The organism is Sphingomonas sp. GV3 (assembly GCF_031082075.1).
GTDB lineage: Bacteria > Pseudomonadota > Alphaproteobacteria > Sphingomonadales > Sphingomonadaceae > Sphingomonas > Sphingomonas beigongshangi.
Window position 1 is genome coordinate 1 of sequence record NZ_JARWLE010000003.1, and the last position, 24,582, is coordinate 24,582.

Consider the following 24,582-nt stretch of genomic DNA (forward strand, 5'->3'; position numbering starts at 1 on the left):
ACATGGCATCGAGCCTACGGGCCAGAAAGGGATTTCCGGTTGCCCGATCGGATGCAGAAAAGCCGTCCATGACCCGAAGCTTCATGCCGTCGTCGCTCCGAGCCGCCGCGCCTCGAGCGTCTCCATGACCGCCGGGCAGATCAGACACCGGCGCGGCAGCGATGCCGGGCCCCGCAGACCTATTTCGGGTGGGAAACCGTGCGCATGGTCGCAGTGCGCGTCCATGTCAGCTGCAGGCGCGGGCGCCGACACATCATCCCGACATGTCGACACGCGCGCGATCAATCCCCGATCGGGCTCTCGCCGTGCTTGCGCAGCACGTCGTTGAACGCCTCCGCCATCAGTGCCTGCAGGCTTCGCCCCTGACGGCGGGCGAGCATGTGCATCGCGAACGACATTTCGGGGCTGAAGAAGCCGGCGATCTGCTTGCGCCCCTGGCGGCTGGCAGGTCCGGTCGCAGGCGCGCTCCCCTCCCCTGCCCCGCCGGCGGCCGGCGGAGCCGGGGCGGGTGCGGGCGTCGCGGCGGGCGCGACGCTGCGCAGATTGGCGAAGCTGGGTTTGCGGCTCATGCGGCGCTCCTCTTGCGGGCAGGCTTTCTCGGCAGCGACAGGCCGACCTGTCGACATGTCCACTCGTAGATCTGGCGGATATCGTCGGCCGCCTTCCCGTCCGGTTCATATTCCATGACGGTGCGCCCCTCGCCGCTGGCGTGGCGATAGGCGGCGCGGTCGGGGATCTGGATGGGGCATGCGGGCGTGCCGAAGCCTTCGACGAGTTCGGCCGCCTCCTGATAGATGCGCGGCGCATTGGGATTGCCCGCGGTGAAGACGACGAACGCCGGCTTGCGCAGCAGCTGGACGAGCTTGGCGGTCGTCTGGATCGCGGAAAGGTCGAAGGCGCTCGGCCGGCAGGGGATCAGCACGAGGTCGGCGACCTCGACCGCGGCGCGCGCGGCACTGTCGGCGTGGGGCGGCGTGTCGATGACGATGACCTCCGCGCCCTGCGTCCTTGCCGCCTCGACCTTGGCGGCGAGGCGGGGCGGCGGGCTGTCGATCACCTCGGGCGGCACGTCCTGGCGCCACGAGGCCCATTGGCTCGCGGTCGCCTGCGGATCGGTGTCGATGACCAGCGCGACGCGTCCTGCATCCTGCGCGGCCGCGGCAAGGTGGATCGCGAGCGTCGTCTTTCCCGCCCCGCCCTTCTGGCTGATGATGGCTATTGTCGGCATGACTATCCCTATACGTGTCGACACGCCGACGTGGCAAGTCGTCGAAGAGCCGACACGGCAACTTTCCGTGCGCTATCACACGCGGCTGCTTCCACGCGCGACTGGGCGGGCGGGCGCGATGGCACGCGACGGCAATTGCTTGGTCCCGCTAGGGAGCATTGCGACGGCGCAGCCGGCGCTCCCGTGGGTGCTTTTGGCGTTGGGGATTATAGTTTTGCGGTTCGGTGCCTCGTTCTTGGCCGTCAGGCCGGACGTGTTGGCCGGCTAGGCCAACGCCATTCGTCCTTTCTGATAGAATCCGGTAGCGGTTGAGGATCATCCTGAGACTCGCGCTGTGACGCATCGAGCGCAGCGCCCAGCCGCGCAAGCATCGCGCCGAGCGCGCCACCGACCGTCGTGCTTGCAAGGTCGCGGCAGCTGAGCCCTTCCAGCATGCGTGCCTGGTCCTCGGCACGATCGGCATCGTGCTGGATCTGGTCCTCGGGCAGCGGCGCGGGACGGAAACGGCGCGGCAACAGCGCGAGCAGGCGCGCGGGCAGCATGGCGCGATAGACGTTGGAGGTCTGCGCATAGCGCGGCCCTGCCCCCTCCCCCGGCACGCGCTTGAACCGCCGCTGCGTCACCAGCAGTCCCGCCGCCTCCAGCGACCGGAGCGCCCGCGCCACGGTCGCGCGGCCAAGGCCCGTCGCCGCGGCGAGATGGTCGTAGCTCGGGAAGACCTGGCCCTTGTTGAGCCGCGCCAGCGTCAGCAGCTCCTCGAAGACGCGCACCGCGCCCGCGGTCAGCGCCGCGATCGCGGTTTCCGCCGCATCGAGCAGCCGCGTGCCGGCGCGCGCCTCGCGGCGCAGCGACCGGCCGATGTCGAGCGCCCGCCGCGCGGCATTGAGCAGCCGGTCGGTCTCGCCCTTTGCCGGAACCGCGAAGAACTGCGCCTCGAACGTTCCTGCCTCGATACTGTCGCGGCGCACGGGTGCGCCGGTGCGGTGCAGACCGCCCGATCGCGCCGGCCGCCAGGCCGTCAATCCGCCGCGCACCGGGCGCGCACGGTCCCGCAGGGCCAGCGCGCTCGCCTGGCTCAGGGTGCAAGCCGTCATCTTCCGTCTCCTTCGGAGCCGGGAATCGGGACAAAGAAAGGGTGTGGCGCGAAACGCGCATCCTTGAACCGTCAGGGGTTTCGGGCTATTGGAGAGGGGTCGTTGTGAGACACGGTACGACGTTTGGCGACGTCGCTCCAAAACCCTGGGATGCCCGGCTTCGTGCCGGGCTTTCCTTTATCCGGTCATGATGATTCCCTTAGACATCGACCGTCGGCGACATGCCGGCGGCCACGCGGTTCGTTCGACCATCGTCGCGGATCGTGCGTGTCGACGATCCACAAACGCCCCCAATACGAAAACGCGCGCCTATCAACATTGCGGCGAATTTGCCGAGAACCAAGCGTCCTGATTCGTGGTTTCGCCCGGAAAACCGCAACGAATATTCGTGCTTTCACCCGGAAAACCGGCCGGCCAGGGGCCACAACAGGGCCTTATCGGTCCCGAAAGCCGCCTTTACTTGACCTCGGTGGTAGAAATATCAGTCGCGGGGGTAGATCGTGCTTTCACTTGGAAAACCCGGCGGAAGGCGCGCCGGTCAGCCGACGCGGGCGCGACCGGTCGTGCCGGACGGTCCGCCTCCCTCCCCGCCCTCGATCGCCAGCGGGCGCAGGCGGAATCTGACGATCGTACGCAGCCGCGGCCGGCCGCCGCTGGGCGAGGGCAGCTTCTCCTCGGTCAGCGTCAGCTCATATTCGGGCAGCGACTGCTGATCGGCGACGTCGCGCAGCTGCTTCTTGAAATATTCGAGGCCCCGCCGGTCGGCGGCACAGCCGACCCGCGCCGCCAGCGCCTCCATGTCGACGTCGAAGCCCACGTCGTCCAGGCAGTTGAACTTGGCGAGTTCGTAGAGGCGCCGCTCGATCGGACCGAGCTTGAAGAAATCGAGGTGATAGGCGGCGATACGCCGGTCGGTGAGGATCGCGCGGTACAGCCAGTCGCAGACCATCACCTCGACGCGCTTCACGCGGCGTTCGCCGTTGGGAAGCTTGGTATATTTGATGTCCGCCTTGAGCAGCCACGAAAAGGCGCTGTCGGAGCCCTCCCCGCCCGTCTCGATGTTGGTGATGATCTGCGTGCCCTGCAGCCGGTTGAGCGAGGCCTTGAGCGACGTGTAGGAGCGTGCCGAGACGTTGGTGCCGGTGACGCGGAACAGATCGTTGGCGGTGAAGCTCAGCACGCGGTCGACCGTCTCGCCCCGCTCCATCCGCCCCGCCATAAGGCTGGCGATGTAGAGCAGGATTTCCTTGTCATAGATGGTGGCGACGCCGGTCTTGCTCGGGTTGATCTCGATCCGGGCATCGCCGCTCTCGAAGATCATCGGCGTCATCTGCGCGCGCTTGGTGAGCGCGAAGAAGGGGAATTCCGCAACCGTCCGCTCGCCCTGCACGTCGCCGTACAGCGGGCTGTCGAGCTGGAACAGGTCGCCCTGGTTGAGAGCCTTGTTGTTCATGCGTCGCGCATCCTTGCGTGGAACGACATGCCGGCCTTTCCCCTGCCTTGTCCATCGACCCCGGCGCTCGAACCAGGTTTTCCGGGTGAAAGCACGAACATTTATGCCTCGCCTGGTCGCCATACCCCGATATCGCCTTCGCTGGCGCTTCTCACGCGGCAAAGCGCCGATTTGCGCGGCAAGACGGTCGATCCGCCTGGCCCATCTTCGCGGCATTCGTGCTTTCACGCGGAAAACCAGGTCCCTGCCCGCGGCCGGTGATACGGCGCCGTCTCAGTCACACATTGAATCACCAAGCCTGCGGTGATTCAGGAAATCCGTCGGACATAGCGGCGCCTCCCGCCTAGACCCGCCGGCATGGACACGCTGCCGTTCACGCCGGTCGAGCTCGTCGCGATCGATCCCGCACGCAACATCCGTCGGCGCTGGCGCGTCGCCGCCTATCGCGACCTGTTCGGTACGGTGATCATCGAGACGGGCTGGGGGCGGATCGGCGCGGCCGGGCCGATGCTGGCGCGCAGCTTCACCGACGAGGCGGAGGCGACGCGCTACGTGCGCATGCTGCTCGCCCGGCGCCGGCGCGCGCCGCGGCGGATCGGCGTGGGCTATATCGGGGGCGTCACATAAAACGGGCACAGATATACGGTAACGGCGATCATGCCGGCAGCCGGACGGTCTGACGAAACGGGCGCAGTTCGCCATCACGCGGTGCAGGATCGGACCAGAGATAGTCGCCGGTCAGATTGATGTGCTGCCACCCGAGCGGGGAGAGGTGCTGGAGCAGGTCGGGCGACACCGGGCGGCCTTGCCGATCGAGATGGCGCATGGCGGCTTCAAGGTAGGTGGTGTTCCACAGCACGATCGCGCCGGCGACCAGATTGAGTGCGCTGGCGCGGTGTCCCTGGGCTTGCAGGCCGTGATCGCGGATGCGGCCGGTGCGATGGAAAAAGATCGCGCGCTTGAGTGCGTTCTGCGCCTCGCCCTTGTTCAGCTCACGCGTGGCCTGGCGGCGCTCCTCGGGCCGTTCGATCCAGTCGAGCGTGAACAGCGTGCGCTCGACGCGGCCGATTTCGCGCAGCGCCAGTGCAAGACCGTTCGCGCGCGGATAGGAGCCGAGCCGTTCCAGCATCACCGATGCGCTGGTGACGCCGGTGCGGATCGAGGTCGCGAGCCGGATCACGTCGGTCCAGTGACCGGCGATCAGCGCCTCATCGATCGGCTGCGCCGCGAGCGGGGCGATATCCGGTCCGGGCCGCATGTCGGCGAACAAGTGCAGGCGCCGGGCGGCGATATTCGGGATGCGTGGTGCGAAGCGGAAGCCGAGCAGGTGGCATAGCGCGAAGACATGATCGGAGACGCCGCCCCCATCGGTATGGTGGCGCTCGATCGCGAGGTCAGCGCCATGGTGGAGCAGGCCGTCCAGGACATGCGCCGCTTCGCCGGCTCCGGCGGAGATGACCCTGGAATGGAACGGCGCATAACGGTCGGAGACGTGCGTGTAGAAGGAGACGGCGGGATCGCTGCCCTTGTGCGGGTTGATCGCGCCGGTCGCCTGCGCCCGCCTGTCGAGCGGGAAGTTCTGCCCGTCCGAGCTGGATGCGGTGCCGCTGCCGAACATCGCGGCAAGCGGCATTCGGTGCTGCGCATCAGCCAGACTCGCCAGCGCCGTGCCGTAGCTGTCCTCGCGCAGGTGCCAGGCCGACAGCCATCCAAGCTGGCGCTGCGTCACCAGTCCGCACGCCTCGGCCATGCGGGCGTGGCCCAGGTTGGTGGCATCAGCGAGAACGGCGGTGAGGATCGCGCGCGGATCGTCATGCACCCGTCCCGTCGTCAGATGGGTGAAACAGTCGGTAAGGCCTGTCCAGCGATCCACGTCGGCGAGCAGGTCGGTGATCCGGATCGACGGCAGGTGCGCGTAGAGCGGGGCGAGCACGCTTTCCGCTTCGTCGGGCGTGATCGCCCGCAGGGGTGAGATGCGCAGACGACCGTTCGCGAGCTGCACGTCCTCCAGCGTATCGGCTGCAATCTTCGCCTCGACCTCCGCCAATCGACGCGCGAGCAACGCCTTGCGCTCGGCCAGCCAGCCCATGGCCGTATCGGCGACGGGCACGGGCAACGGCCCTGCGTCGCGCATCGCGGCGAACACCGGTGCAGGAATAAGCTGCTGTTCGACCGCGCGATAACGTCGGCTGCCCTCGACCCACATGTCGCCGGCGCGCAGCCGATCGCGTAGTTCGGCCAGCACGCAGAACTCGAATGTCCGTCGATCGAGGGCGGCGCGGTCGATGCGTCGTCGCCAGGTGGCGCGGAGGAACCCGAGCGACACGTCAGGCGGCAGCTTGCGCAGATGACTGCTGCCGAGGTCGCGCATGACGGCGACGGCGTGGGCGAGCGGAGCGCAGGCCGGCACCGCCCCGAAGGTGAATGCGGCGATGAACGCCGGTCCGATCTGGCGGAGGATCGGCGCATTCGAGCGGGCAAGCTCGATAGGGTCGAGCGGGTCCGGGCGGACGAGGCGGCGTGCTTCCTCGACCTCCGTCGCCAGTGCATCCCAACCTATGACGCTCTCGATGGCCGCGAGCGGGTCGGTTCCCCCGTTGCGCGCCGTCATGACCACCTCGCCGAGCCGGGCGAGCAGGCGTATCTTGGTGTTGATTGTTCGCCGGTCGCGCTTCAGCGCAGCCTCTTCGCGACGTTCCGCACGCCGGAAGAGCTGTCCGAACAGACGCTCGAACATCAGCACGGCATCGTCGGTCAGCGTCACCTGCGTCTCGATCGCGGTGGCGACCAACACCGCACGCCTGCGTACCGGGTTGAGCGTGGCGAGATGCTGGGCGGTGAGCCGGGCGCCTTCCTGTGACAGGCGACGCAGCCGTTCGGGGTGGATCGCCGCGACGAGGCCCGGATCGAGGTCGATGGCGCGCAGGACCGCCAGACGGTCGAGGATCGCGGAGAAAGCCCGGCGTCCCGGCTTGCCTGGCGGCTGACGTACCCACGCCAGCACGCTGGTCGATGTGCTGTCATGCCCGTCCAACAGCGCATCGAGCCGGTCGCGCCGCATGACGGTGAGGTTTCGGGTAAGTAGGTCGCCCACATGGCGCTCGGCATCGAGCAACGCCTTGCCGACCATCCGTTCGACGGGCGTGATGCCCGGCACGATGATCCGGCGCCGGCGCAATTCATCGAGCAGCAGTCTCGACAATGCCACGCCGTTGGTCGTCGTCAGCGCAGGCGGCAGGAGCCACGCCTGAAGCTCCACCCGAACGGGCCGGGAGAAGGGCTGAAAGCCAAACACATCGCGCAGCGTGTCGAGCTGCTCGTAGCGGGTCGGACCACGCGCCGCGTAGTCGGCCAGTGCTTCCGGCGCGATTCCGAGTTGCTCGCCGACGAAGGCGAGCGGGGCGTGGCGGATGACCTCGCCCGGCCGGAGTAGCCGCCCCGGATATCGCAATCCACATAGCTGGATCGCGAAGCCGAGCCGGTTGTGCGGGCGCCTGCGGCTGACGATCACGCGTAGATCCTCGGCGCTTAGCGTCCAGTGCCGGACCAGCGTGGCTTCGTCCTCCGGCAAGGCGAGGAGGTCGGCGCGCTGCGCCTCGGTCAGGACGGAACGGCGTGGCAATTGGGATCAGGCCCTGGCGGGGGCGGTCCACCCGATCCTTGCCAGCGTATCGATCAGCGTCGAGCGGGCGACGCCGAAGTTGCGGCACACCGCCGCCTTGCTCGCGCCTCCGTCGAGCGCGGCGGTGATCGCCTCGATCTTCTCCGCGTCGATCATCGGCGGCCTGCCGCCCTGCCGCCCCCGGCGTTTCGCCGCGGCGAGTCCGGCCATCACCCGCTCGCGGGTCAGCGCACGCTCATACTGCGCCAGCGCGCCGAACATCGAGAACAGCAGCTCGCCGTGCGGCGTGGTCGTGTCCATCGCCTCTGTCAGCGAGCGGAAGGCGATGCCGCGCGTACGGAAGTCGGTGATGATCGACAGGAGGTGCGGCAGCGAGCGCCCGAGCCGGTCGAGCTTCCACACCACCAGTGTGTCGCCTTCCTTCAGCCAGGCGAGGCAGGCCTTGAGGCCTGGACGGTCGTCGCGCGCGCCGGACGCCTTGTCGGCATGGATGTGACGCTCATCCACCCCGGCCGCGATCAGCGCGTCACGCTGAAGGTCGACCGATTGCCGGTCGTCGGCCGACGACACCCGCATGTACCCCACCAGCATGTACGACAAACCCTCCCAGCCCGGTTTCCGCATAGTAGAACAAGACGACAGGGTTTGTCGTGCAAATTTGGCGTACTTTGGCTTCCGGTTATCATCAGCTCGGTCCGCCCAGCGGAAATCACCTGTTTGGCGACAGGTCATGGCGGTCGCCCGACCTGTCAGAAGACCTTCCGCAGATTGAAGCTGAACACGCGTCCGAGCGGGTCGAGATAGGCGGGCTGGTAGCTGAGCGGTGTCGCGCCGGCGCGGTCGCGCACCTGCGGGCGGGTATTAAACAGGTTGGTGACGCCGATGGTCGCGCGCGTGCCCTTCAGCCATGCGGGTGCAGCGGAACCGCCGAAGCGTTCGGCAAGGTTGGCGAACAGGCTGAGGTTCACTGTCGCGAAATCGCCGAAGCGCAGGTCGTCCGCGGCGTTGGCCAATCCACCGATCCCGGTTCCGCTCCGCCAGGTGGCCGTGACGCGGGCGCCGAGACCCCGCTTGAAGGCGCCGGCCTGGAACTCGACCTCGTGACGACGCCGGCCACCGCCGAAGTCGACTGCACCGCCGTCGAGCAGGTCGAGTGCGGGAAGACCACCGCGCAGGGTAATCGCGTCCTCCAGGTACCAGTTGTGGTACAGGCTGACGAACACCCGGCTCGTCAGGTTGGCGGCATTTCTGGACATCGCGCTCCCCGGCTCGGCGCGGGTGAAGACGGCATTCGGCAGCGCCCGCCGGGCTTCCGCCTCGCTCGCAAACACCCGCGTCCGGGCGTTCTGAATGCCTGGGGGAACCGGTCCCAACGGCCGGGTGAAGTTGATGCCCCAACGTACCTGCCCCTGACGAGACTCGGCGAAGTTGAGTGGACGTCCGTCGATCCGCTGAAGCCGCCCTTCGCCATCGCGCGTGAAGCGATCAGGGAAGGCGGCCTCGATCCGCGGCGTCACAATCGGAAAGGCGGCGATCGGATCGTCGATCCGCGTGGCGACATAATCGAGGCTGAGGGTCAGGTCGGTGCGGGCGAGGGGGCGGACGTTCAGCCCGATCCTGACGACGTGACGATCGTCGGGACGAAGGGCCGCATTGCCGCCCGATACTCGCGTGACGTCGACCACCTCGCCCCGGCCGATATCGAACGTCCGGACATTGGGGGTGACCAGCAACGGTCCGCCGAGCTGCTCCAGCGTCGGCGCGCCTTCCTCATTGGTGACGGAAGCGATGAAGCCGACCGCATCCACCGGTGACCAGGCAAAACCGTAGCCGAAGGTTCGCAAGGTTCCGGCATCGGACAATCGCTCGACCGCGAGGTTCACGTTGGCGGAAAGGTTGCCGATCGGGGACGCTATCCTGCCGGCACGGCTGAGAAGTGGAAGGTCGAGACTGACCTGCGCCGACGCCCGGTCGCGGGAAAGGTCGGATCGGCCATCAGGGCCGCCACGTGACGATCGGCCCTCGAAGTCGCGAACATCGACACCGCCGCGCACGCTCGCCGACACCGGTCCTGCGGGCAGTTCCAGAACCGGGCCGGTCAGGAGAAGGTCGGCATTGGCAAGCGTGTCGATCGACCGTGCCTCGTCGCGCATGACGATCGTATCGGAGACATCCGTGAGCACCTTGGTGCTGGTACGGTCGTAGTTGCCGGTGAACGTCCACAGCCACCGCCCGGTCCTGCCGCCCAGCGTGGTGCCGAGGTGCCCGACGCGACGGTCGCTGTCACGCCGCAGCGGGCCATCCACGCCGAGCCCGAACAGGCTCGCGCTGCTGTTCGCCTCGAAACGGGCGTTCAACGTCGCCGACACGTCGCCCAGGACATGACCGCCGACCAGCACGTTGACGGAACCCTGCTCGCTTGACGGCAAGAGCGTTCGGAACCGGCCGAGCTCCGGCGATCCGGAAAACTGCTGCACATCCCGGTCGCTCTCCAGCAGCGACGCGGCGCGGTTGTACGTCGCGCCCAGGCCGATGCGGGTATCCCCGCGGAGCCTGAGATAGTCGACATTGCCGACGCCGTTGTCGCGCCCTCCGTCGGTCGGCGCAATATAGCTGACTTGGCCGACGCGAGAGATGAAGCGCTCGTACGTCACCACGTTCACGACCTTCTGATCGGCTCGATAGCCGTATCTAAGCGCCAGTTCTTCGGGAAACACCTCCATCCGCTCGATCGCTTCGGTGGGTATCCGGGCGATCTCGGAAAAGTCCGACACGCGCCGGCCGTTGAGCAACGTGACGGGGCCGCCGTCCCCGCGCCCTCGGTTGCTCGCCACCTGCGGACCGATCGCCTCCAGCAGCGCGCCGATATTGTCGGCACCGAACGCCCTGATGTCGAGCTGGTTGAACGTGCGTTCGGCCGGAAGGTCGCCGACCACCGCACCACGTGGCCGCTGTCCGGTCACGACGATGTCGCTTCCGTTCGCGCCTGCACCGGGCTCACCCGTCACCCTCGTAAGCGCTGACGGATCCTTGCGGAACCGCTCTTCCAGCTGACGCTGAATCTCGGGGGGCAGAGGCTTCCCATCGGCACCGCGAAACTCCATCCGGGGTACGGTGCCTTCGGCAGGGATCGGCGTGTCGGCGGGCACATCCGCCCGGCCCGGCGATGTCGGAACCTGGATCGGCGGAGTGGAAGCGGCAGTCCCTGACGTCTGCTGTGCGTGAAGCCCGCTCGACGCCACCCCCGCCAGCAACCCCGCCACGAATTTGTGTCTCACCTTCATGCCATTTTCCCCTGACCGTTCGTCCGGGTGGCGTTCAAGCGGAGCAGGGTAGCGTGGTGATGGCCGTTCGGTAGCGAGCCATGATACGCAAATGCTACATGACCTTGGTAGAACCACGTCATGAAAGCCGAGATTATCGCAGCGAGCACGATCCTCATCGTCGACGACGATGCCAGCATCCGCGATGCGCTCGCAGACTTCCTCGGCGGGCACGGCTATGCGGTCCGTACCGCCGGCAACGCCGCGACGTGCGAACGCGAACTGGCCGAGGCATCCGTCGATCTGATCGTGCTCGACGTGATGATGCCGGGAGAGGACGGGCTGTCGCTGTGCCGCCGGCTCGCCCCCGCCGGTACGCCGATCCTGATGCTCAGCGCGCTGGACGCCGTGACAGACCGGATCGTCGGGCTGGAAGTCGGCGCATGGGACTATCTGACCAAGCCGTTCGAGCCGCGCGAGTTGCTGGCGCGGGTGCGGGCGCTGCTGCGAAGGCCGGGGGCGGAGCGTCCCGCTGCCGGCCGCGCATCCGGCGGAGTGGTGTTCGCCAGTTGGTGGCTCGATATGGCCGAGCGACGTCTGCGCGATCCCAACGGACGCGTGCTATCGTTGAGCGAGGGCGAACACGCATTGCTCGCAGCCTTCGTCAGCCGCCCGGGCCGTATCCTCACGCGCGACGCGCTGCTCGATCTCGCGCGCGGGCTGGACGCAGTGTCCTATGACCGGGCGATCGACATCGCCGTCAGCCGCCTGCGTCGCAAGCTGGCCGAGGCGCATCCGGACCCCCTGATCGAGACGGTGCGCGGTGTCGGTTACCGCTTCCTGCCAACGGTCCATCCGGCATGAGGCGCGCACCCAGCGCGCTCGTGGCGATCGGCGGCTTCGGCGTCGCCGTCGCCACACTGAGCGTCGCGACCACCGCCGCGATCGTCATCCTCGCGCCTCAGCCGCCCGTGCTGCGCGTCAGCGCAGGCGAAGCCATCGCGGCGTTGCACAGGCCGGTTCCCGGATTCGAACGCCATCTCGTTGCCGAGCCGCCCCAAGGTGCGCGCCTGAAGATGCTGGAAGGACTGATCGCCGCTGAGTTGGGCCGGTCTGCGCGCGACGTGCGGGTGACATGGCCGGACGGTACGGCGCGGATGGGCATGCATGTCCAGAAGGCGACGATCAAGATGGCGCGCAGCCCCGGTGCCGCTGCGCTGCCGCCGGCGTTCGTCCTCGTGCAGCGGGCGCAGGGCCGGTTCGATATGGTCGCGCCAGGTGCCGCAGGCGGCGTGGCCCGCGCCGCACTGATCAGCCTGCCGATGACCGCCTTCACGACGAGCGTACGACAGCCGGACGGTCGCTGGCTCAGCGTGGAGCCTGCGCGGCCGTTCCTCGGCGGATGGCAACGCAACATTCTGATCGCCTTGGCCATCAGCCTCCTGCTGCTTGCTCCCATCGCATGGATTTTCGCGCGGCGGCTGACCCGCCCTTTTCGTGCCCTCGCCGGGGCGCTCGACGACGATCGCGCATCTCCGCTTCCGCACGAAGGACCGCGTGAACTGCGCGAAGCGGCCGCGGCGATCGCCGCGATGCGGGACCGGCTCGCCATCGAGGCGGCAGAGCGCGCGCGGATGCTGACGGCGATCGCCCACGACCTGCGCACGCCGCTGACCGGCCTTCGCCTGCGGATCGAGGCCGCGCCCGAGCCGCAGCGTGCCCGCATGGTCGCCGATGTCGAACGAATGCAGGCGATGATCGGCGAGGTTCTGGCCTTCGCCCGCGACGCCGCCGCGCCGGCCGAAGTGGTGGATGTCCGGCCTCTGCTCACTGCAATCGTTGAGGATATGGGTCAGCGCAGCGCGATCGTCCGGCTCCTGCCCGGTGACGAAGCGCGCGTTTCAGTGCCCGAACTCACCTTCCGGCGCGCAGTCGAGAATCTCCTGCGTAACGCGATCGATTATGCAGGGGGCGGCAGGCTTACCCTGCGACAAGCCGACACCAATGTGTGTATATCGATAATCGATGACGGCCCCGGTATTCCGGCCGGCGATCGGGAGCGCGTGCTGCGTCCGTTCGAACGCGGCGACGCCTCTCGCAATCGCGACACGGGCGGCGCAGGCCTTGGCCTCAGCATCGTCCGCGACTTCGCGGCCGGACACGGCGGTGACTTCACCTTGGCCGATGCCCCGAACGGCGGAACCATCGCGACGCTTAAGTTGCCTTCTGCGTAACGGCCCGCACCGTCCGTCGGCCTTGCCCAGGCGCTAGCGTATATCTGTGCCCGTTCTATGTGACGCCCCCTATATCGACTGTCGACATGCCTACACGCATAGGTGACGGCCTGTCGGCAACGGCAGGCGATCCGCGGCCGGCATCCGGCGGTCATGGCTGCCGGCGACCGGCCACTACGGATCGTACGCATGTCGACACGTCGGTCTGTAGTAATCCCAACATCCCGACAAGTCGGCCGCGGTCGTCGTCCCGTGGCGCGAGCGCGTATTACGTCCCGGCGATCCCGAACCCGCTGGCGCTGAACCGCAGCGCCTCGGCACGCATCTCGCGGGTCGCGATCAAGCCGTCCGCGGTGGCAAGGAAGGCCCAGCTCGAATGCGGGGCAGGGGGCGGCACGAGCGCCGCGGGATCGAGCACGGCGACGTTGATCCCGCCGGGCCGCCTGGCGGACGGCGCGCGCAACGCGGCGATGCCGGCAGCGCGGGCCTTTGCGCCGAGCGCCTGCGTCGCGACATAATCGGTCGGATGGGTCCAACGCCCGGGCGGCGCGTCGAACGGCGGCTGCGTCAGATCGAGCGCGCGCTCCGTCGAGACCTGCACCGCAAAGGCGGACATGGGCGTCGGCGTGCGCGGCCGCTGGAAACCGGGCGAGCGCGCGAAGGCGACGAGCCGCCAATAGGCGGTTTCCGCGACCGCGGTCGCGACATCCTCGGCCGCATAGAAGATGCCCGGCAGCACATCGCCGCCCCGAAAGCGCGAAGGCCGACCCAGCCCGTAACGGAATGGCGCGGCAAGCAGCCAGGGCAGCCGTCTGGCGGCTTCGGGCAGCATCGGCTTGACGTCGTCGGCGAGCGCCTCGAGCAGCGCCTGACCCGCGGCATCGTCGGCCAGCCGGTTGGTGGCGATGCGATGCTGCCCCTCGACCATGCGGATCACGCGCCCGCGATAGGAGGCGGCATGCGCGGCAGGATCGGCGACCATCGGTGGGGAAGGGGGCTTCAGACGCGCGTGCGCAGCGCGTCGACATAGTCGCTGGTGCGCAGCAACCCGCGCACGCTGGCGATCAGATCGATGGGCGCGGCGCCCAGGTCGAGGTTGGGCGTCACCAGCCAGGATCGCGCCGCGGCATCGTCCGCGCCCAGCCAGCTGTCGAGCGAGCGGAACAGGCGCAGGAGATGCTGCGCGAGCTCGAACGGCTTGCTGCCCGGCTCGAGCCGATAGGTGCCGCTGCGCAGCCGCGACACGGTCGGCGCGGACAGGCCGATGATCGCGCCGAGCCGCGCGTTCGACAGCTGCCAGAAAGCGGCGATCCGCGCGATCGCCTCGCCAAGGACACGCGAGGCATCGGGATCACGGGCGGGAAGGGCGGTGGCCATGCGCATTCTCCTATAGAAACATATATCACGATATCGTTCCAAGGAAACTGCGGACACCTCCATGGTTTCGATCAAACCAACATGTAGATTTGTCGACATGTGTGCGATTCTACCATTCGAGGTGTTGGCTGTACGACGCGTGCGGACCGTCATCAGCACAGGTCGTCACCGCCTGTTATATCAGCCTGATCGGCCACGATCGCGGGGAAGCCGGGTCATTACGGTCCTCGGCTCGACGATGACATGGTCGAGCATCCGCTTTGGCGATCAAAACGCTGGCTACGGACGGCTACATCCCGCACAAATGTCGCAATGGCACGAACTTGTGGGGCGCACCTACGGATCGGGGTCGCCGCAAACAGAGGAAGCGATATGACAGAAGCCATTTCCGTCTGTGTCCTCGCCCGAATGCCGAACCCCCATCTGGAGGCATCGGTCGGCATCTTTCGCCATGTCCTTGGCCACGCCGGCGCCTCGCTTTGGGTTACCGACGATGTCACCAAGGCCCTGCTGCACGCGGGCCCGGTATTGGTCATGCAGCTTGAGCAATATAATCTGCGCGCGCATCTGCTGGCGATCGCACGTGCCGTCATGCGCCGGCGAACATGTGCCATGGTATTTCGCTCGCGCGAGGCGCTGGTCGGCACGAAGCCGCAAACGCGCGTGAAGCGCCTGTTGCTTCGCGTCGAGCGCCGCCTCTCCTCGATCGCGATGCTGACAATCGTCCCCTTCGATCTTCTGCCGCGGCCGGAAACGCTGTTCCGCGGATGGCTTCACGATCCGCAGCTCTGGGATATCGCCATTCTGCCCGCCCCCGACGAAGATCGCGGTTTGGCGGATCGTGCCCTGACCATGGCGAATGGGCGCCCCATCATCATCGTCATCGGCCTGCTGGCGAGCTACAAGGGCATCGACAGGCTCGCCGAACTGGCCAACGACGCCGATTTTTGCGCGCAGTATCTGCTGGTCATCGCGGGCTCGCAAATTGCGGATGTGAAACACCGCTTCGCCGACATCGCCAATGACTGCATCATCGAGGACCGGCACATATCGGACGGCGAAATCTATGCTCTGTACGAGGCCGCCGATTACGTATGGTCCGTCTATGCGCCATCCTATGACCAGGCGTCCGGCATATTCGGCCGTGCCCTGCAGTTCGGCCGCACGCCGTTGGTGCGCGCCGGATCGCTGATCGAGCATTATGCGAAGACCCTTGGCCGGGAGACGGTCGCGGTGGACTGGGAGGCCAGTCCAAGCGAGATCGCCCGGATGCTCAGCAGCGTGCCGGGCAAACGTGCGCCCTACCGGGTGGATACGACGGCCAGCTTCGAGACCCTCACCACATCCGTTATCGGCAGAGCACATTAGGATCGCGACACACGTCCAACTCTGTTCAAGAAACCGAAGTCTTATCTATCACCTCGATATCGGGTGAAGCCGGAATGACAAATACCCGGTCGCCCCGTTGCGCCACGGCGAATAACTGCCGTGCGAAATCGGGCGGCAGGCCGATGCAGCCGTGCGTCGCCCGGCCCCTCGCCACGACGCTGGCGTGCAGGGCGACGCCGTCATGCGTCAGCCAGAGCGTGAAGGGCATGTCGGCATCATAGGCCTGCGACCGGTGCAGGCGCTCCTTGCCGAGCAATCGAAAGCTGCCCGACGGCGTCGCCGTGCCGTCCGATCCATAGACGACCACCGCGGTGCCGATCTCGTCGCCACCGCGGAAGACCGAGATCAACTGGCGTGGCAGATCGACGCGGATCCAGATCGGTCCGCTGCCCGCGCCCCGCTCGTCCCATAGGAAATCCCCGAAGGCCATCTTGCGGGGCACGGCCAGGAGACTGCCCACCGGATGCCGGCTGCCGTCGGTCGCGACGAACACGGGCCGGTCCTGCACCCGGTAGCGGATACGCCCCTCGACGGGACGGGCCGGCAGGGCAGGGGCCGATCGCCCGTCAGCGGGCGGCGCGGGTGCGCGATCACAGGCCGCGATCGGCAGGGCCGCGGCAACACAGACGATCGCCCGTGCCGAACGACGGAGCCTAGAGCGCCTCATGCGGGCGGCGTGCCGGCGCGCAACGCAGGATCGATCCCATGACGAAGAAGCCCAGCAAAAGCATGGTCCAGGTCGCCGGCTCCGGTACCGCGGGCACCACGACCGTTCCGGGATCGCTTGCGCCGGCGGTCGGGCCAGACCCACCGCCGCCACCCGCTCCCGGTGCGGTACCGACGACGCCGGGGATCCCCGCCAGGAATCCACCCGTCGGCGCAAAGGGCGCGTTTCCGCCCGTCACCACCCCGTCGAGCGGCCCATCCACCGGCCCGCCTGAGGGACCGACAGCCGTGGGGGGGACGCCTGCGACCGGCGTATAGAGCGCGGGAATGGCGCCACCCGGTACGGGTGCCGCTGGACGCCGGCGAACCGAAGACAGCACGCGCTCGGCGGGCGGCCCGACGTCGAACCCCGTCCGCGGGCTCTTGTCGTTGACGAGCCAGCCGTAATGCCGGCCGCCCGGCGACCGGGCGTCGAATATGCCGTCCATGTCCGTCGGACCTGACGATCGCGTCGTGCCCGCAGTGGCCGCAATAGCGGTCATGGGAAGCAGCGCGTCGATACCGGCGACCCCCGCGCCCCCGGCGATCACGAGCGCGGCAGCGGATAGGGCAGCCGTCAGCGGCCGACCCAGGACGATCGAGACGGCGCGTCGTGCAAGCTGCCGGAAAGACGGCAAAATCTTCATAACTTAATCGAACTCGTTCCAGGTTGATTGGTTGCGCACACGTGACGACCGCGTCGCTCCAATGTGCGATCCAGCAAGGCTGGACCGGGGCGGTTCCGGCCCTCACCCCCACCCGACCGCCCAGCCACGATACGCTGTGTGGGCGGTCGGGTGGGGGAGAGGGCCGGCACCGCTTCCACGCACGTGGATCAGACTGTAGCAGAGCGACGCGGTCGTATCGAGCCGGAACGGCCGTATCAATCCTGGACGGGGAACCGAGCTCAGCGCCCGACGGCGGAATAGGTGAAGCCGAGGGCTTCGACGTCGTCGCGGCGATAGATGTTGCGCAGGTCGACGAGGACGGGGGCGGCCATGGTCTGCTTGAGGCGGGCAAGGTCGAGCGCGCGGAAGGCGTCCCATTCGGTGACGATGACCACCGCGTCGGCGCCCTGCGCGGCTTCATAGGCGTCGCTGCAATAGGCAAGGTCGGGCATCATCCGCTTCGCCGCGTCCATGCCCTCGGGATCATAGGCGCGCACCGTCACCCCGGCATCGCCGAGCGCCTGCGCGATCGCGATCGCGGGAGCATCGCGCATGTCGTCGGTATTGGGCTTGAAGGTCAGGCCGAGCAGCGCCACCGTCTTGCCCTTGGCCTCGCCATGGCCCCGCTCGCCGAGCGCGGCGAGCACCTTGCGGCCCATCGCGCGCTTGCGGCTGTCGTTCACCTTAACCACCGCCTCGACGATGTGGACCGGGCTCTCGAAATCCTCGGCGGTCTTGAGCAGCGCCAGCGTGTCCTTGGGGAAGCACGAGCCGCCATAGCCCGGCCCGGCGTGCAGGAACTTCTTGCCGATGCGGTTGTCCAGCCCGATGCCGCGGCTGACGTCCTGCACGTTCGCCCCCACCGCCTCGCACAGGTCGGCGATCTCGTTGATGAAGGTGATCTTGGTCGCCAGAAAGGCGTTGGCGGCATATTTGATCAGCTCGCTCGTGCGCCGGCCGGTGAACAGGATCGGGCTCTCGTTGAGGTACAGCGGGCGGTAGACGCCCTGCATCACCTTGCGCGCGCCCTCGTCGTCGGTGCCGATGACGATGCGGTCGGGCCGCTTGAAGTCGCCGATCGCGGCGCCCTCGCGCAGGAACTCGGGGTTGGAGACGACCTGGACGGCAACGTCCGGGCGCTTCTCGCGCAGGATCGCCTCGACCTTGTCGCCCGTGCCGACCGGCACCGTCGACTTGGTCACCACCACCGTCGGCCCCGTCACCGCCGCGGCGATCTCCTCCGTCGCCCCGAAGACATAGGACAAATCGGCATGCCCGTCGCCACGCCGCGACGGCGTGCCCACCGCGATGAAGATCGCATCCGCCCCCGCAACCGATGCCGACAGATCCGTCGTGAAGCTCAGACGACCCGCCGCCACGTTCTTCGCGACCAGCGCCTCCAGACCCGGCTCGTAGATCGGCATCCGGCCCGCCTTCAGCGCCGCGATCTTCCCCTCGTCCTTGTCGACGCAGGTCACCTCATGCCCGAAATCCGAAAAACACGCCCCCGATACCAGACCCACATAGCCCGAACCGATCATCGTAATGCGCATCGTTTATCCCAGCCCACCAAGGGTTTCCTGGCGCGCCTTCTAGAACCGCATTTGGGGAAAGCCAGCCCCGCCCGACGTCGCGCATCGACCGTAATGGTACACAATGCCGCGACGTCTTCGCGAAAGGCCCAAAATCAGCGCAGGCACTCACGCCGTTGTTCGACATTGTCGCCGCTCGTCGACCGGGTCAGCATCGCCAGCGCGCGGCATCGGCCGCCGTCATCCTCCTCCAGCGGGCCGGCGACGACGAAGCCGCGAACCCCCGAGGCGTCCTGCCATTCCTGCATGTCGCCGCTGAGCAGGGCGATCCTGACCGCAGCCGCACGCGACGGGGCGACACCGGCAGCCACCTCCGCGCCTTCGTCTTCCCCCAGTGCGAGGTCGAGCGATCCATGGGGGCTTGGCAGGGCGGCGGCCGCCTGGTGCCGGACGACGGACCGCGGCCGCGGTACGGGGTGTCTCGCGGCCTCGCCATCCCGGCTGCGATGGTGGGTTGCGACCTGCCGGACGACGGGGGGCACGGGAAGAGTGACGCTGTAGGGCTGGCTTGCCCGCACCCGCTCCCCCAGGATGCCGGCGACGGCGAGCGTACAGAGGCTGAACACGATCACCCCGGCATTGGCACGGATCGGCAGACGCTTCGGCGCCCGGCCCGCCCCCGGTGACGGCTGCGCCTCGTCGACATAGCAGCGATGCCAGCGCGCGATCCGCACGGTGCCGACATGCACGCTCCAGCCCCGATCGACGACGTAGCGGCCCGCGTCGTGCGTTGGATCGATCGTCATGACCGCCGTCCTCCTTGCAGTCGCCTGGCCATCCGGGCGCCGGGATGACGGCATAGGTCACGCAAGAGAAAGCGCCAAGCAGGGCGGCGGCCTCGCAAGGCCGCGAACGAGAGGCCAGGAAAGCCGCGCGCCCGGTCGGCGCGCGGCTTTCCGACCATGTCGAACGTCAGGCGGGCAGGCCGGCGGTCAGACGCTTGATCTTCATCTCGAACTTCGCGTCCATCCGGCGCTTGGTCGAGCGCATGCCGAACCCGATGACGCCGAAGCCGAGCAGCATCATCAGCCACGTCGCCGGCTCGGGCACCGGTGCCATCGTCGCGACCGTGCCGTTGAGATAGCCGTTGATGAAGTCGAGGTTGTACGAGAGGAGCGTGTTGCCGCCGAGTTCGCCGATCGACGAATTGGTGCACTGCGACAGGTCGCGCGTCACGGCGGTGCTGCCCGACTTGTTGTACGGGTCGATCGAATTGCCGCCGCAATAGCCGGTGAACACCGCACCGGTGATGCCGAACGACGTCACCGTGGCGATCTTGCCGTCGATGAACGCGGGGCCGCCGGAGTCGCCGGGCGAGGCCGCCGCCTCGTTGGCGACGCCGAGCTGCGAATTGCCGCCGATCCGGCCGAACACGTCGTGCGCGGCGGTGCCGTCGTCGAAGTCGTACATCACGACGCCGGCGCCGACGTCCGAGAAGACCTGGTTGCCGTAATATTCGTAGATGTTGCTGCCGACGCGCTTGCGATAGTCGTTGGCGACGCCGACGTTGGTGCCCTGCGGACCACCGATCGTGCCCGTGCCGACCTCGGTATATTGCTGCAGCGGGTTGCCGGTGAAGATGCCGTATTTGTCATAGGCGCTCGTGTCGCCCGTGATCGTGAACAGGGCGACGTCGTGCCCGCCGATCAGGCCCCCGCTGGCTTCATAGTCCGGATTGACCGCAAACGCGCTCGCGGTGAAGATCTTCGATGCGGCACTGCGGTCGCCGAACGACGGCAGGTAGAAGGCGATCGAGGTGATCGGATCGTTCGGGTTCGTCTCGAGGCAATGCGCCGCGGTGAGCACGGTGCCGCTGCCGATCAGCGATCCGGTGCACAGGCCGCCGAGACCCGTCGTCGCCGTCGAAACGGTGGAGACGAACAGCGAACCGACGCCGCTATAGGCCGACGTCCTGCTGCTGCTGACCTGCCCGACGGTCGTATAGGTCATATAGCTCTGGGCCAGACCACCCGTCACATAATCGGCGGCCGATGCGCTCCCCGCCGTCAGCGTGCCGGCGAGCGCCAGCGCCATCATCATCGTCTTTTTCATCTGTCCCCGGCTCCCAGTATCGCGAGCCTGACCGGCCCTACGCACAAGCAAGCTGACAAAGCGATGTCGAAAGCGCAAGTGCGGTTAATGGTATTTTAATATTTGAATTCCTGACGTTCGATTGCACACCTTACAAAGTGGAATGATGCGGATGCTGTCCATGATCCTGGCCCTGGCCATCGCTTCGGCCGCTACCGGCGAGAAACGGCCGTTTCCCGTAGCCGGCCCCTCCGCACCGTGCCGGGAACGCGACGGCCGCATCCGGATCCATTGCCTGCCGCGCGGCACGCTCCGCGCGCTGCCCGTCCTCACGCCGCAGGCGCTTCCAGTGCCGTCCGCCGCACCGCGACCGGAGCCGACCGCGCCAAATCGCTCCAAAACGGGACACCGGCCGTAAAAAATCCGGCACGGTCCAGGCGGGGGCAGCTTGCCCCGATAGGCGGGCGGGTGCCGCCGCCTTCCCTATGCGTCAACCTTTCGGGGCAAAGCGCGTTATCCTGGCATCGTTCCCCAGAGGTCGTTCATGCCCCCACCCGAAAACCGCGCCGCCACGCTCGATGCGCGGCGGATGCTGAAGATGGCGCGGTCCGCGCATGCCTATGTCCGGGGCAATACGGCGCATTTCTACGAATGGCTGGCGCAGTCCCCCGCCGCACACCGTATCCCGAAGGGACCCGCGATCTGGATCTGCGGCGATTGCCATCTCGGCAATCTCGGCCCGATCGCCGACGGCGACGGCAAGGTCGCAATCCAGATCCGCGACCTCGACCAAGCGGTGATCGGCAATCCAGCCCATGACCTGATCCGCCTCGGCCTGTCGCTCGCCACCGCCGCGCGCGGGTCGGACCTGCCCGGCGTCGTCACGATGCGGATGCTGGAAGAGATGGTCGACGGCTATGCCGCCGCGATCGCCGATCCCGAGGCTCATGCCCCCGACGCGGAATCCGACGTCGTGCGCAGCATCGAACGCGAATCGCTCGGGCGCCGCTGGCGCCACCTCGCCAAGGAGCGGCTCGACGCGGTCGAACCGCGCATCCCGCTCGGCAAGCGCTTCTGGGTCCTGGCGCCGGAGGAACGCGACGCCCTGCGCCGCCTGTTCGCCGACGAGCGGGTCGCAGCGATGGTATTGTCGCTGAAGGGCAAGGAAAAGGCGCGCGAGATACGCCTGATCGATGCCGCCTATTGGATGAAGGGGTGCAGCTCGCTCGGCCTGTTGCGCTATGCCGCGATCGTCGGGTTGCGCGGCGGCAAGGGCCATTGGTCCTATGCGCTGGTCGACCTCAAGGAAGCGACCGACCCTGTCGCCCCCATCGCGCGCGGCGCGGCGATGCCGCGCGACAATGCGGAACGCGTCGTCGCCGCGGCGCGGGCGCTGTCGCCCCATCTGGGCACCCGCATGCTGCCGGTGCGCATGCTGGACCGGTCGCTGTTCATCCGCGAGCTGACGCCGCACGACCTCAAGCTGGAGGTCGACCAGTTCAACCGGACGGAGGCGGTGTGCGCCGCGCGCGAGCTCGCCTTCGTCGTCGGCAAGGCGCATGCCCGCCAACTCGATCCAGCCGCCCGTACCGCCTGGCTGGCGAAGTTGGAGGCGGACCGGCGCGGCGCGATCGATACGCCGTCCTGGCTCTGGGAAAGCGTCGTCGCGCTGGCCGCGCGGCACGAGGCGGGATATCTCGACCATTGCCGGCGCTATGCGCTGGCGGCCTGACCCCCGCCGACGGCATGTCGGCGTGTCGACATGTCGCCTTGCCGACAACGTGCCGGTCCTGTCAGGACCGCGATCCGTTCCGCGTCACGATACCAGGGCGGGGACGCCGCAGTGCGCGCCCGGTACGCGGACATCCGCTTGGCCGACCCTGATCCCGGCGACCTGCTGGATCTGGTCGAGCAGCTGATCGACCAGCGGGGTCGCACCGGACAAGGCGCTCAGCAGCGGCGTGGTGAGGGGAGACGTGCCGACCTGCAGGCCGAGCACGCTGATCCTGAGGTCGAGCCGCTGCATCAGCGATCCCACCAGCCCCTGCGTGACCGAATTGGCGTTGACCGTGCGCGCGACGTTGCCGCTGATGTCGGCGGCCGAGAAAAGCAGCCGCTGCCAGCCCGATCCCGCCAGCTGGACGTCGGCCAGCCCCTTGATGCCGGTCGGCGGCACGCTGAGCAACGTCGCATATTGCGAGGGCAGGGGGGTCGACAGCGCGTAGAAGGCGGGATCGGAGACGGACGCGATCATCGCGCGGCCGGGGGAGGCCTGCGCGTCGACCGCGACGCTGGCGCCGTCGCTGCCGCAGGTCACCGACGCCAGCCGCGCCGACGCGCTCGCGCCCTCGACGACCACGGGCAGCTCGGCCGCCACGAGCCCGATGCCCAGCACGTCGACGCGCGCGGTCACGCCGATCCGCATCTGCGCGGTGCTGACGGTGACCGAGGCGTCGCGCCCTACCTTGATCCACGGCGAGGTCGCCTCCCTGCTGCCGATCGCCATGCGGACGTTGGTCGCCGCGAGGCCCGGGACCTGCGCACCGAGGCCGAGCGTGATCTGCCGGTCACCGCCGGTGCCGATCAGCGCCTCGCGCAGCAGGGCGTCGGCCGCGACCTTGACCGGGGGCGGGGCGGGGCTGGTGCCGAGGTCGATCAGGCGGCGCACGTCGATCTGCGTCGTCGGCACCTTGAGCGCGACCTGTTTCAGCACCGCCGCGGCGGCCGGCGCGTTGGCGGCATCCGCCATGGCGGCGATGAGCGTCGGCAGCGCGACCGTAGCGCCGGCCGTGCCGTCGAACGAGGCGAGGCTGACGCCGGCGCGCGTGCCGAGCAGCCGCGACAGCGTCAAGACGTCGACATTCGCGCCGACCAGCGCATTGTAATCCGCGACCGACAGATTGAGATCGACGCCCGCCAGCGACGACAGCAGCGCTCCGGGCACGCCACCCTGCACGCTGGCCAGCCGCGACCCGATGCTGATCGCCGCCTCGCCGGTGCGTGCGGCGGTCGCGGTCACCCGAAGATCATGAAACCGCCGGCCGGTCAGCACGCCCGCGAAGAACAGCGGCACGCGCCGCGCGAGCACGAGGCGCACCGCGGTGCGCGCGCCGGCGCTCGTCTGGAACCGGTCCGCGGGCGCGATGCTCCGATCCGCGACATAGGTTCCGCTGTCGGCGCGCACCAGCGTGACGTCGCTCACCCCTTCCGCGTCGATCAGCTGCCCGGTCGCGATCCCCGCATCGCCCATGGCGACGCTGGCGAGCGCCGCGCGATCCGCCAGGCCCTGCAATTGCTGCTTGCGCATCACCAGCGACCCGTAATCGACCGCGGTCGCCGCCCCCCCGAGCGCGATCAGGATCAGGAAGACCGACAGGATCGAGACGCTGCCTTCCCGCGACGCGGACAGGTGACTCAGGGCGCGACGCATCACAGGCCACCCAGCAGGATCGTTGCCCGCTGCACGATCCGTGTGGGCGGTGCGGGAACGAAGGGCAGACGCAGGGTCGCGATGCCGCTCGCATCGTAGGTCACCGTGACGGTCAGCCGGTTGGCCTGTTCGACGACGGCGACGCGCGCCTGCTGCATGTCGTAGCGGCCGACCGCACGAAGATTGTCGGTCGCCCTGCCGATCGCCAGCGCCTGCCGTTCGCCGCTGTCGAGGCCGGCGATCGCCGCGCGCGCACCGTCGTTTGCCGCATGCTGCACGCCGTTCGCCAGGAAATACCACCAGGAATAGGAAATGATGCCGAACGTGAACAGCAACAGGACCGGCGTCAGGACGGCGAATTCGATCAGCACCGCCCCCGCACGGTCGCAGTACAGTCGCCGCCAGGGCCGTCGCCTGTCCAGCCTGACCGCGATCTTTCCACTGTGGCGACATGCCTCTCTAAGTCGAAGAGCCATCGATATTCCCCTTGCTCGGG

The 24,582-nt window shown here is 68.0% G+C and carries 21 protein-coding genes; 5 read left to right on the top strand and 16 right to left on the bottom strand.

Going from position 1 to position 24,582, the window contains the following annotated elements:
* Window positions 1-281 precede the first annotated feature (281 nt).
* From RF701_RS16940 to RF701_RS16955, 4 genes are all read right to left on the bottom strand, one after another.
* Window positions 282-569 (bottom strand): ribbon-helix-helix domain-containing protein, encoded by a 288-nt coding sequence (locus RF701_RS16940; RefSeq protein ID WP_308815716.1) that lies wholly within the window; start codon window positions 567-569, stop codon window positions 282-284.
* On the bottom strand, window positions 566-1,228 hold the full coding sequence (gene parA, locus RF701_RS16945) for a ParA family partition ATPase (RefSeq protein WP_288934083.1): 663 nt from the start codon (window positions 1,226-1,228) through the stop codon (window positions 566-568). The genes RF701_RS16940 and parA overlap by 4 nt, the downstream gene beginning before the upstream one ends.
* Window positions 1,229-1,470: 242 nt before the next feature.
* Entirely contained in the window at window positions 1,471-2,322 is an 852-nt protein-coding gene (locus tag RF701_RS16950) for a helix-turn-helix domain-containing protein (RefSeq protein ID WP_308815718.1), read from the bottom strand.
* A 538-nt stretch (window positions 2,323-2,860) separates the two neighbouring features.
* A complete protein-coding gene (locus RF701_RS16955) occupies window positions 2,861-3,775 on the bottom strand; it encodes a replication initiator protein A (protein WP_288934062.1) in 915 nt (304 codons plus the stop codon).
* Between the two features lie 357 nt (window positions 3,776-4,132).
* Between RF701_RS16955 and RF701_RS16960 the strand changes: the two genes are divergently transcribed.
* Window positions 4,133-4,402: a WGR domain-containing protein gene (locus RF701_RS16960; protein ID WP_308815719.1), complete on the top strand. Its 270-nt coding sequence runs from the start codon at window positions 4,133-4,135 to the stop codon at window positions 4,400-4,402.
* A gap of 28 nt (window positions 4,403-4,430) precedes the next feature.
* Here the strand turns inward: RF701_RS16960 and RF701_RS16965 are convergent, their stop codons facing one another.
* From RF701_RS16965 to RF701_RS16975, 3 genes are all read right to left on the bottom strand, one after another.
* The gene (locus RF701_RS16965; RefSeq protein WP_308815720.1) at window positions 4,431-7,397 is read right to left on the bottom strand and encodes a Tn3 family transposase; all 2,967 of its coding nucleotides are present in this window, start codon (window positions 7,395-7,397) and stop codon (window positions 4,431-4,433) included.
* Between the two features lie 6 nt (window positions 7,398-7,403).
* Entirely contained in the window at window positions 7,404-7,988 is a 585-nt protein-coding gene (locus RF701_RS16970; RefSeq protein ID WP_285139558.1) for a recombinase family protein, read from the bottom strand.
* A 158-nt stretch (window positions 7,989-8,146) separates the two neighbouring features.
* Window positions 8,147-10,405: a TonB-dependent receptor gene (locus tag RF701_RS16975; protein WP_308815721.1), complete on the bottom strand. Its 2,259-nt coding sequence runs from the start codon at window positions 10,403-10,405 to the stop codon at window positions 8,147-8,149.
* A 396-nt stretch (window positions 10,406-10,801) separates the two neighbouring features.
* On the opposite strand from RF701_RS16975, the gene RF701_RS16980 reads away from it, so the two are divergent.
* Together RF701_RS16980 and RF701_RS16985 are read left to right on the top strand one after the other, a co-directional pair.
* Window positions 10,802-11,524: a response regulator gene (locus RF701_RS16980; RefSeq protein WP_308815722.1), complete on the top strand. Its 723-nt coding sequence runs from the start codon at window positions 10,802-10,804 to the stop codon at window positions 11,522-11,524.
* The gene (locus tag RF701_RS16985) at window positions 11,521-12,894 is read left to right on the top strand and encodes a cell wall metabolism sensor histidine kinase WalK (protein ID WP_285139561.1); all 1,374 of its coding nucleotides are present in this window, start codon (window positions 11,521-11,523) and stop codon (window positions 12,892-12,894) included. Before RF701_RS16980 ends, RF701_RS16985 begins: the two co-directional genes overlap by 4 nt.
* 268 nt (window positions 12,895-13,162) lie before the next feature.
* On the opposite strand, the gene RF701_RS16990 is transcribed toward RF701_RS16985, so the two are convergent.
* Complete coding sequence (locus RF701_RS16990; RefSeq protein WP_308815723.1) at window positions 13,163-13,876, bottom strand: RES family NAD+ phosphorylase; 714 nt, start codon at window positions 13,874-13,876, stop codon at window positions 13,163-13,165.
* Window positions 13,877-13,893: 17 nt separating this feature from the next.
* Window positions 13,894-14,271, bottom strand: a complete 378-nt coding sequence (locus tag RF701_RS16995) for an antitoxin Xre-like helix-turn-helix domain-containing protein (RefSeq protein WP_308815724.1) — start codon at window positions 14,269-14,271, stop codon at window positions 13,894-13,896.
* A 372-nt stretch (window positions 14,272-14,643) separates the two neighbouring features.
* Between RF701_RS16995 and RF701_RS17000 the strand changes: the two genes are divergently transcribed.
* Window positions 14,644-15,639 carry a hypothetical protein gene (locus RF701_RS17000; protein ID WP_308815725.1) on the top strand — a complete coding sequence of 332 codons (996 nt, stop codon included), beginning with the start codon at window positions 14,644-14,646 and terminating at the stop codon, window positions 15,637-15,639.
* A 25-nt stretch (window positions 15,640-15,664) separates the two neighbouring features.
* Here the strand turns inward: RF701_RS17000 and RF701_RS17005 are convergent, their stop codons facing one another.
* The 5 genes from RF701_RS17005 to RF701_RS17025 form a co-directional block, all read right to left on the bottom strand.
* Window positions 15,665-16,327 carry a L,D-transpeptidase family protein gene (locus RF701_RS17005; RefSeq protein WP_308815726.1) on the bottom strand — a complete coding sequence of 221 codons (663 nt, stop codon included), beginning with the start codon at window positions 16,325-16,327 and terminating at the stop codon, window positions 15,665-15,667.
* Complete coding sequence (locus RF701_RS17010) at window positions 16,314-17,012, bottom strand: PEP-CTERM sorting domain-containing protein (protein ID WP_308815727.1); 699 nt, start codon at window positions 17,010-17,012, stop codon at window positions 16,314-16,316. The genes RF701_RS17005 and RF701_RS17010 overlap by 14 nt, the downstream gene beginning before the upstream one ends.
* 260 nt (window positions 17,013-17,272) lie before the next feature.
* The gene (locus tag RF701_RS17015) at window positions 17,273-18,586 is read right to left on the bottom strand and encodes a UDP-glucose/GDP-mannose dehydrogenase family protein (RefSeq protein ID WP_288937621.1); all 1,314 of its coding nucleotides are present in this window, start codon (window positions 18,584-18,586) and stop codon (window positions 17,273-17,275) included.
* A gap of 134 nt (window positions 18,587-18,720) precedes the next feature.
* Window positions 18,721-19,371, bottom strand: coding sequence for a hypothetical protein (locus RF701_RS17020; protein WP_308815728.1), 651 nt, complete (start codon window positions 19,369-19,371; stop codon window positions 18,721-18,723).
* A gap of 166 nt (window positions 19,372-19,537) precedes the next feature.
* Window positions 19,538-20,677 (bottom strand): trypsin-like serine protease, encoded by a 1,140-nt coding sequence (locus tag RF701_RS17025; protein ID WP_288939055.1) that lies wholly within the window; start codon window positions 20,675-20,677, stop codon window positions 19,538-19,540.
* Window positions 20,678-21,200: 523 nt separating this feature from the next.
* On the opposite strand from RF701_RS17025, the gene RF701_RS17030 reads away from it, so the two are divergent.
* Complete coding sequence (locus tag RF701_RS17030; protein WP_308815729.1) at window positions 21,201-22,388, top strand: DUF2252 family protein; 1,188 nt, start codon at window positions 21,201-21,203, stop codon at window positions 22,386-22,388.
* An 84-nt stretch (window positions 22,389-22,472) separates the two neighbouring features.
* Here the strand turns inward: RF701_RS17030 and RF701_RS17035 are convergent, their stop codons facing one another.
* On the bottom strand, window positions 22,473-24,086 hold the full coding sequence (locus RF701_RS17035) for a pilus assembly protein TadG-related protein (RefSeq protein WP_308815730.1): 1,614 nt from the start codon (window positions 24,084-24,086) through the stop codon (window positions 22,473-22,475).
* A complete protein-coding gene (locus RF701_RS17040) occupies window positions 24,086-24,562 on the bottom strand; it encodes a pilus assembly protein (protein ID WP_308815731.1) in 477 nt (158 codons plus the stop codon). The genes RF701_RS17035 and RF701_RS17040 overlap by 1 nt, the downstream gene beginning before the upstream one ends.
* Window positions 24,563-24,582 lie beyond the last annotated feature (20 nt).

What these genes read in the sequence shown, in the direction of transcription:
- RF701_RS17035 (WP_308815730.1), bottom strand. Translation starts at nt 24,086, where the DNA reads ATGCGTCGCGCCCTGAGTCACCTGTCCGCGTCGCGGGAAGGCAGCGTC.
- RF701_RS17040 (WP_308815731.1), bottom strand. Translation starts at nt 24,562, where the DNA reads ATGGCTCTTCGACTTAGAGAGGCATGTCGCCACAGTGGAAAGATCGCG.
- parA (WP_288934083.1), bottom strand. Translation starts at nt 1,228, where the DNA reads ATGCCGACAATAGCCATCATCAGCCAGAAGGGCGGGGCGGGAAAGACG.
- RF701_RS17005 (WP_308815726.1), bottom strand. Translation starts at nt 16,327, where the DNA reads ATGAGGCGCTCTAGGCTCCGTCGTTCGGCACGGGCGATCGTCTGTGTT.
- RF701_RS17015 (WP_288937621.1), bottom strand. Translation starts at nt 18,586, where the DNA reads ATGCGCATTACGATGATCGGTTCGGGCTATGTGGGTCTGGTATCGGGG.
- RF701_RS17010 (WP_308815727.1), bottom strand. Translation starts at nt 17,012, where the DNA reads ATGAAGATTTTGCCGTCTTTCCGGCAGCTTGCACGACGCGCCGTCTCG.
- RF701_RS16950 (WP_308815718.1), bottom strand. Translation starts at nt 2,322, where the DNA reads ATGACGGCTTGCACCCTGAGCCAGGCGAGCGCGCTGGCCCTGCGGGAC.
- RF701_RS16955 (WP_288934062.1), bottom strand. Translation starts at nt 3,775, where the DNA reads ATGAACAACAAGGCTCTCAACCAGGGCGACCTGTTCCAGCTCGACAGC.
- RF701_RS16980 (WP_308815722.1), top strand. Translation starts at nt 10,802, where the DNA reads ATGAAAGCCGAGATTATCGCAGCGAGCACGATCCTCATCGTCGACGAC.
- RF701_RS16995 (WP_308815724.1), bottom strand. Translation starts at nt 14,271, where the DNA reads ATGGCCACCGCCCTTCCCGCCCGTGATCCCGATGCCTCGCGTGTCCTT.
- RF701_RS16960 (WP_308815719.1), top strand. Translation starts at nt 4,133, where the DNA reads ATGGACACGCTGCCGTTCACGCCGGTCGAGCTCGTCGCGATCGATCCC.
- RF701_RS17030 (WP_308815729.1), top strand. Translation starts at nt 21,201, where the DNA reads ATGCCCCCACCCGAAAACCGCGCCGCCACGCTCGATGCGCGGCGGATG.
- RF701_RS17000 (WP_308815725.1), top strand. Translation starts at nt 14,644, where the DNA reads ATGACAGAAGCCATTTCCGTCTGTGTCCTCGCCCGAATGCCGAACCCC.
- RF701_RS17020 (WP_308815728.1), bottom strand. Translation starts at nt 19,371, where the DNA reads ATGACGATCGATCCAACGCACGACGCGGGCCGCTACGTCGTCGATCGG.
- RF701_RS16970 (WP_285139558.1), bottom strand. Translation starts at nt 7,988, where the DNA reads ATGCTGGTGGGGTACATGCGGGTGTCGTCGGCCGACGACCGGCAATCG.
- RF701_RS16990 (WP_308815723.1), bottom strand. Translation starts at nt 13,876, where the DNA reads ATGGTCGCCGATCCTGCCGCGCATGCCGCCTCCTATCGCGGGCGCGTG.
- RF701_RS17025 (WP_288939055.1), bottom strand. Translation starts at nt 20,677, where the DNA reads ATGAAAAAGACGATGATGATGGCGCTGGCGCTCGCCGGCACGCTGACG.
- RF701_RS16940 (WP_308815716.1), bottom strand. Translation starts at nt 569, where the DNA reads ATGAGCCGCAAACCCAGCTTCGCCAATCTGCGCAGCGTCGCGCCCGCC.
- RF701_RS16985 (WP_285139561.1), top strand. Translation starts at nt 11,521, where the DNA reads ATGAGGCGCGCACCCAGCGCGCTCGTGGCGATCGGCGGCTTCGGCGTC.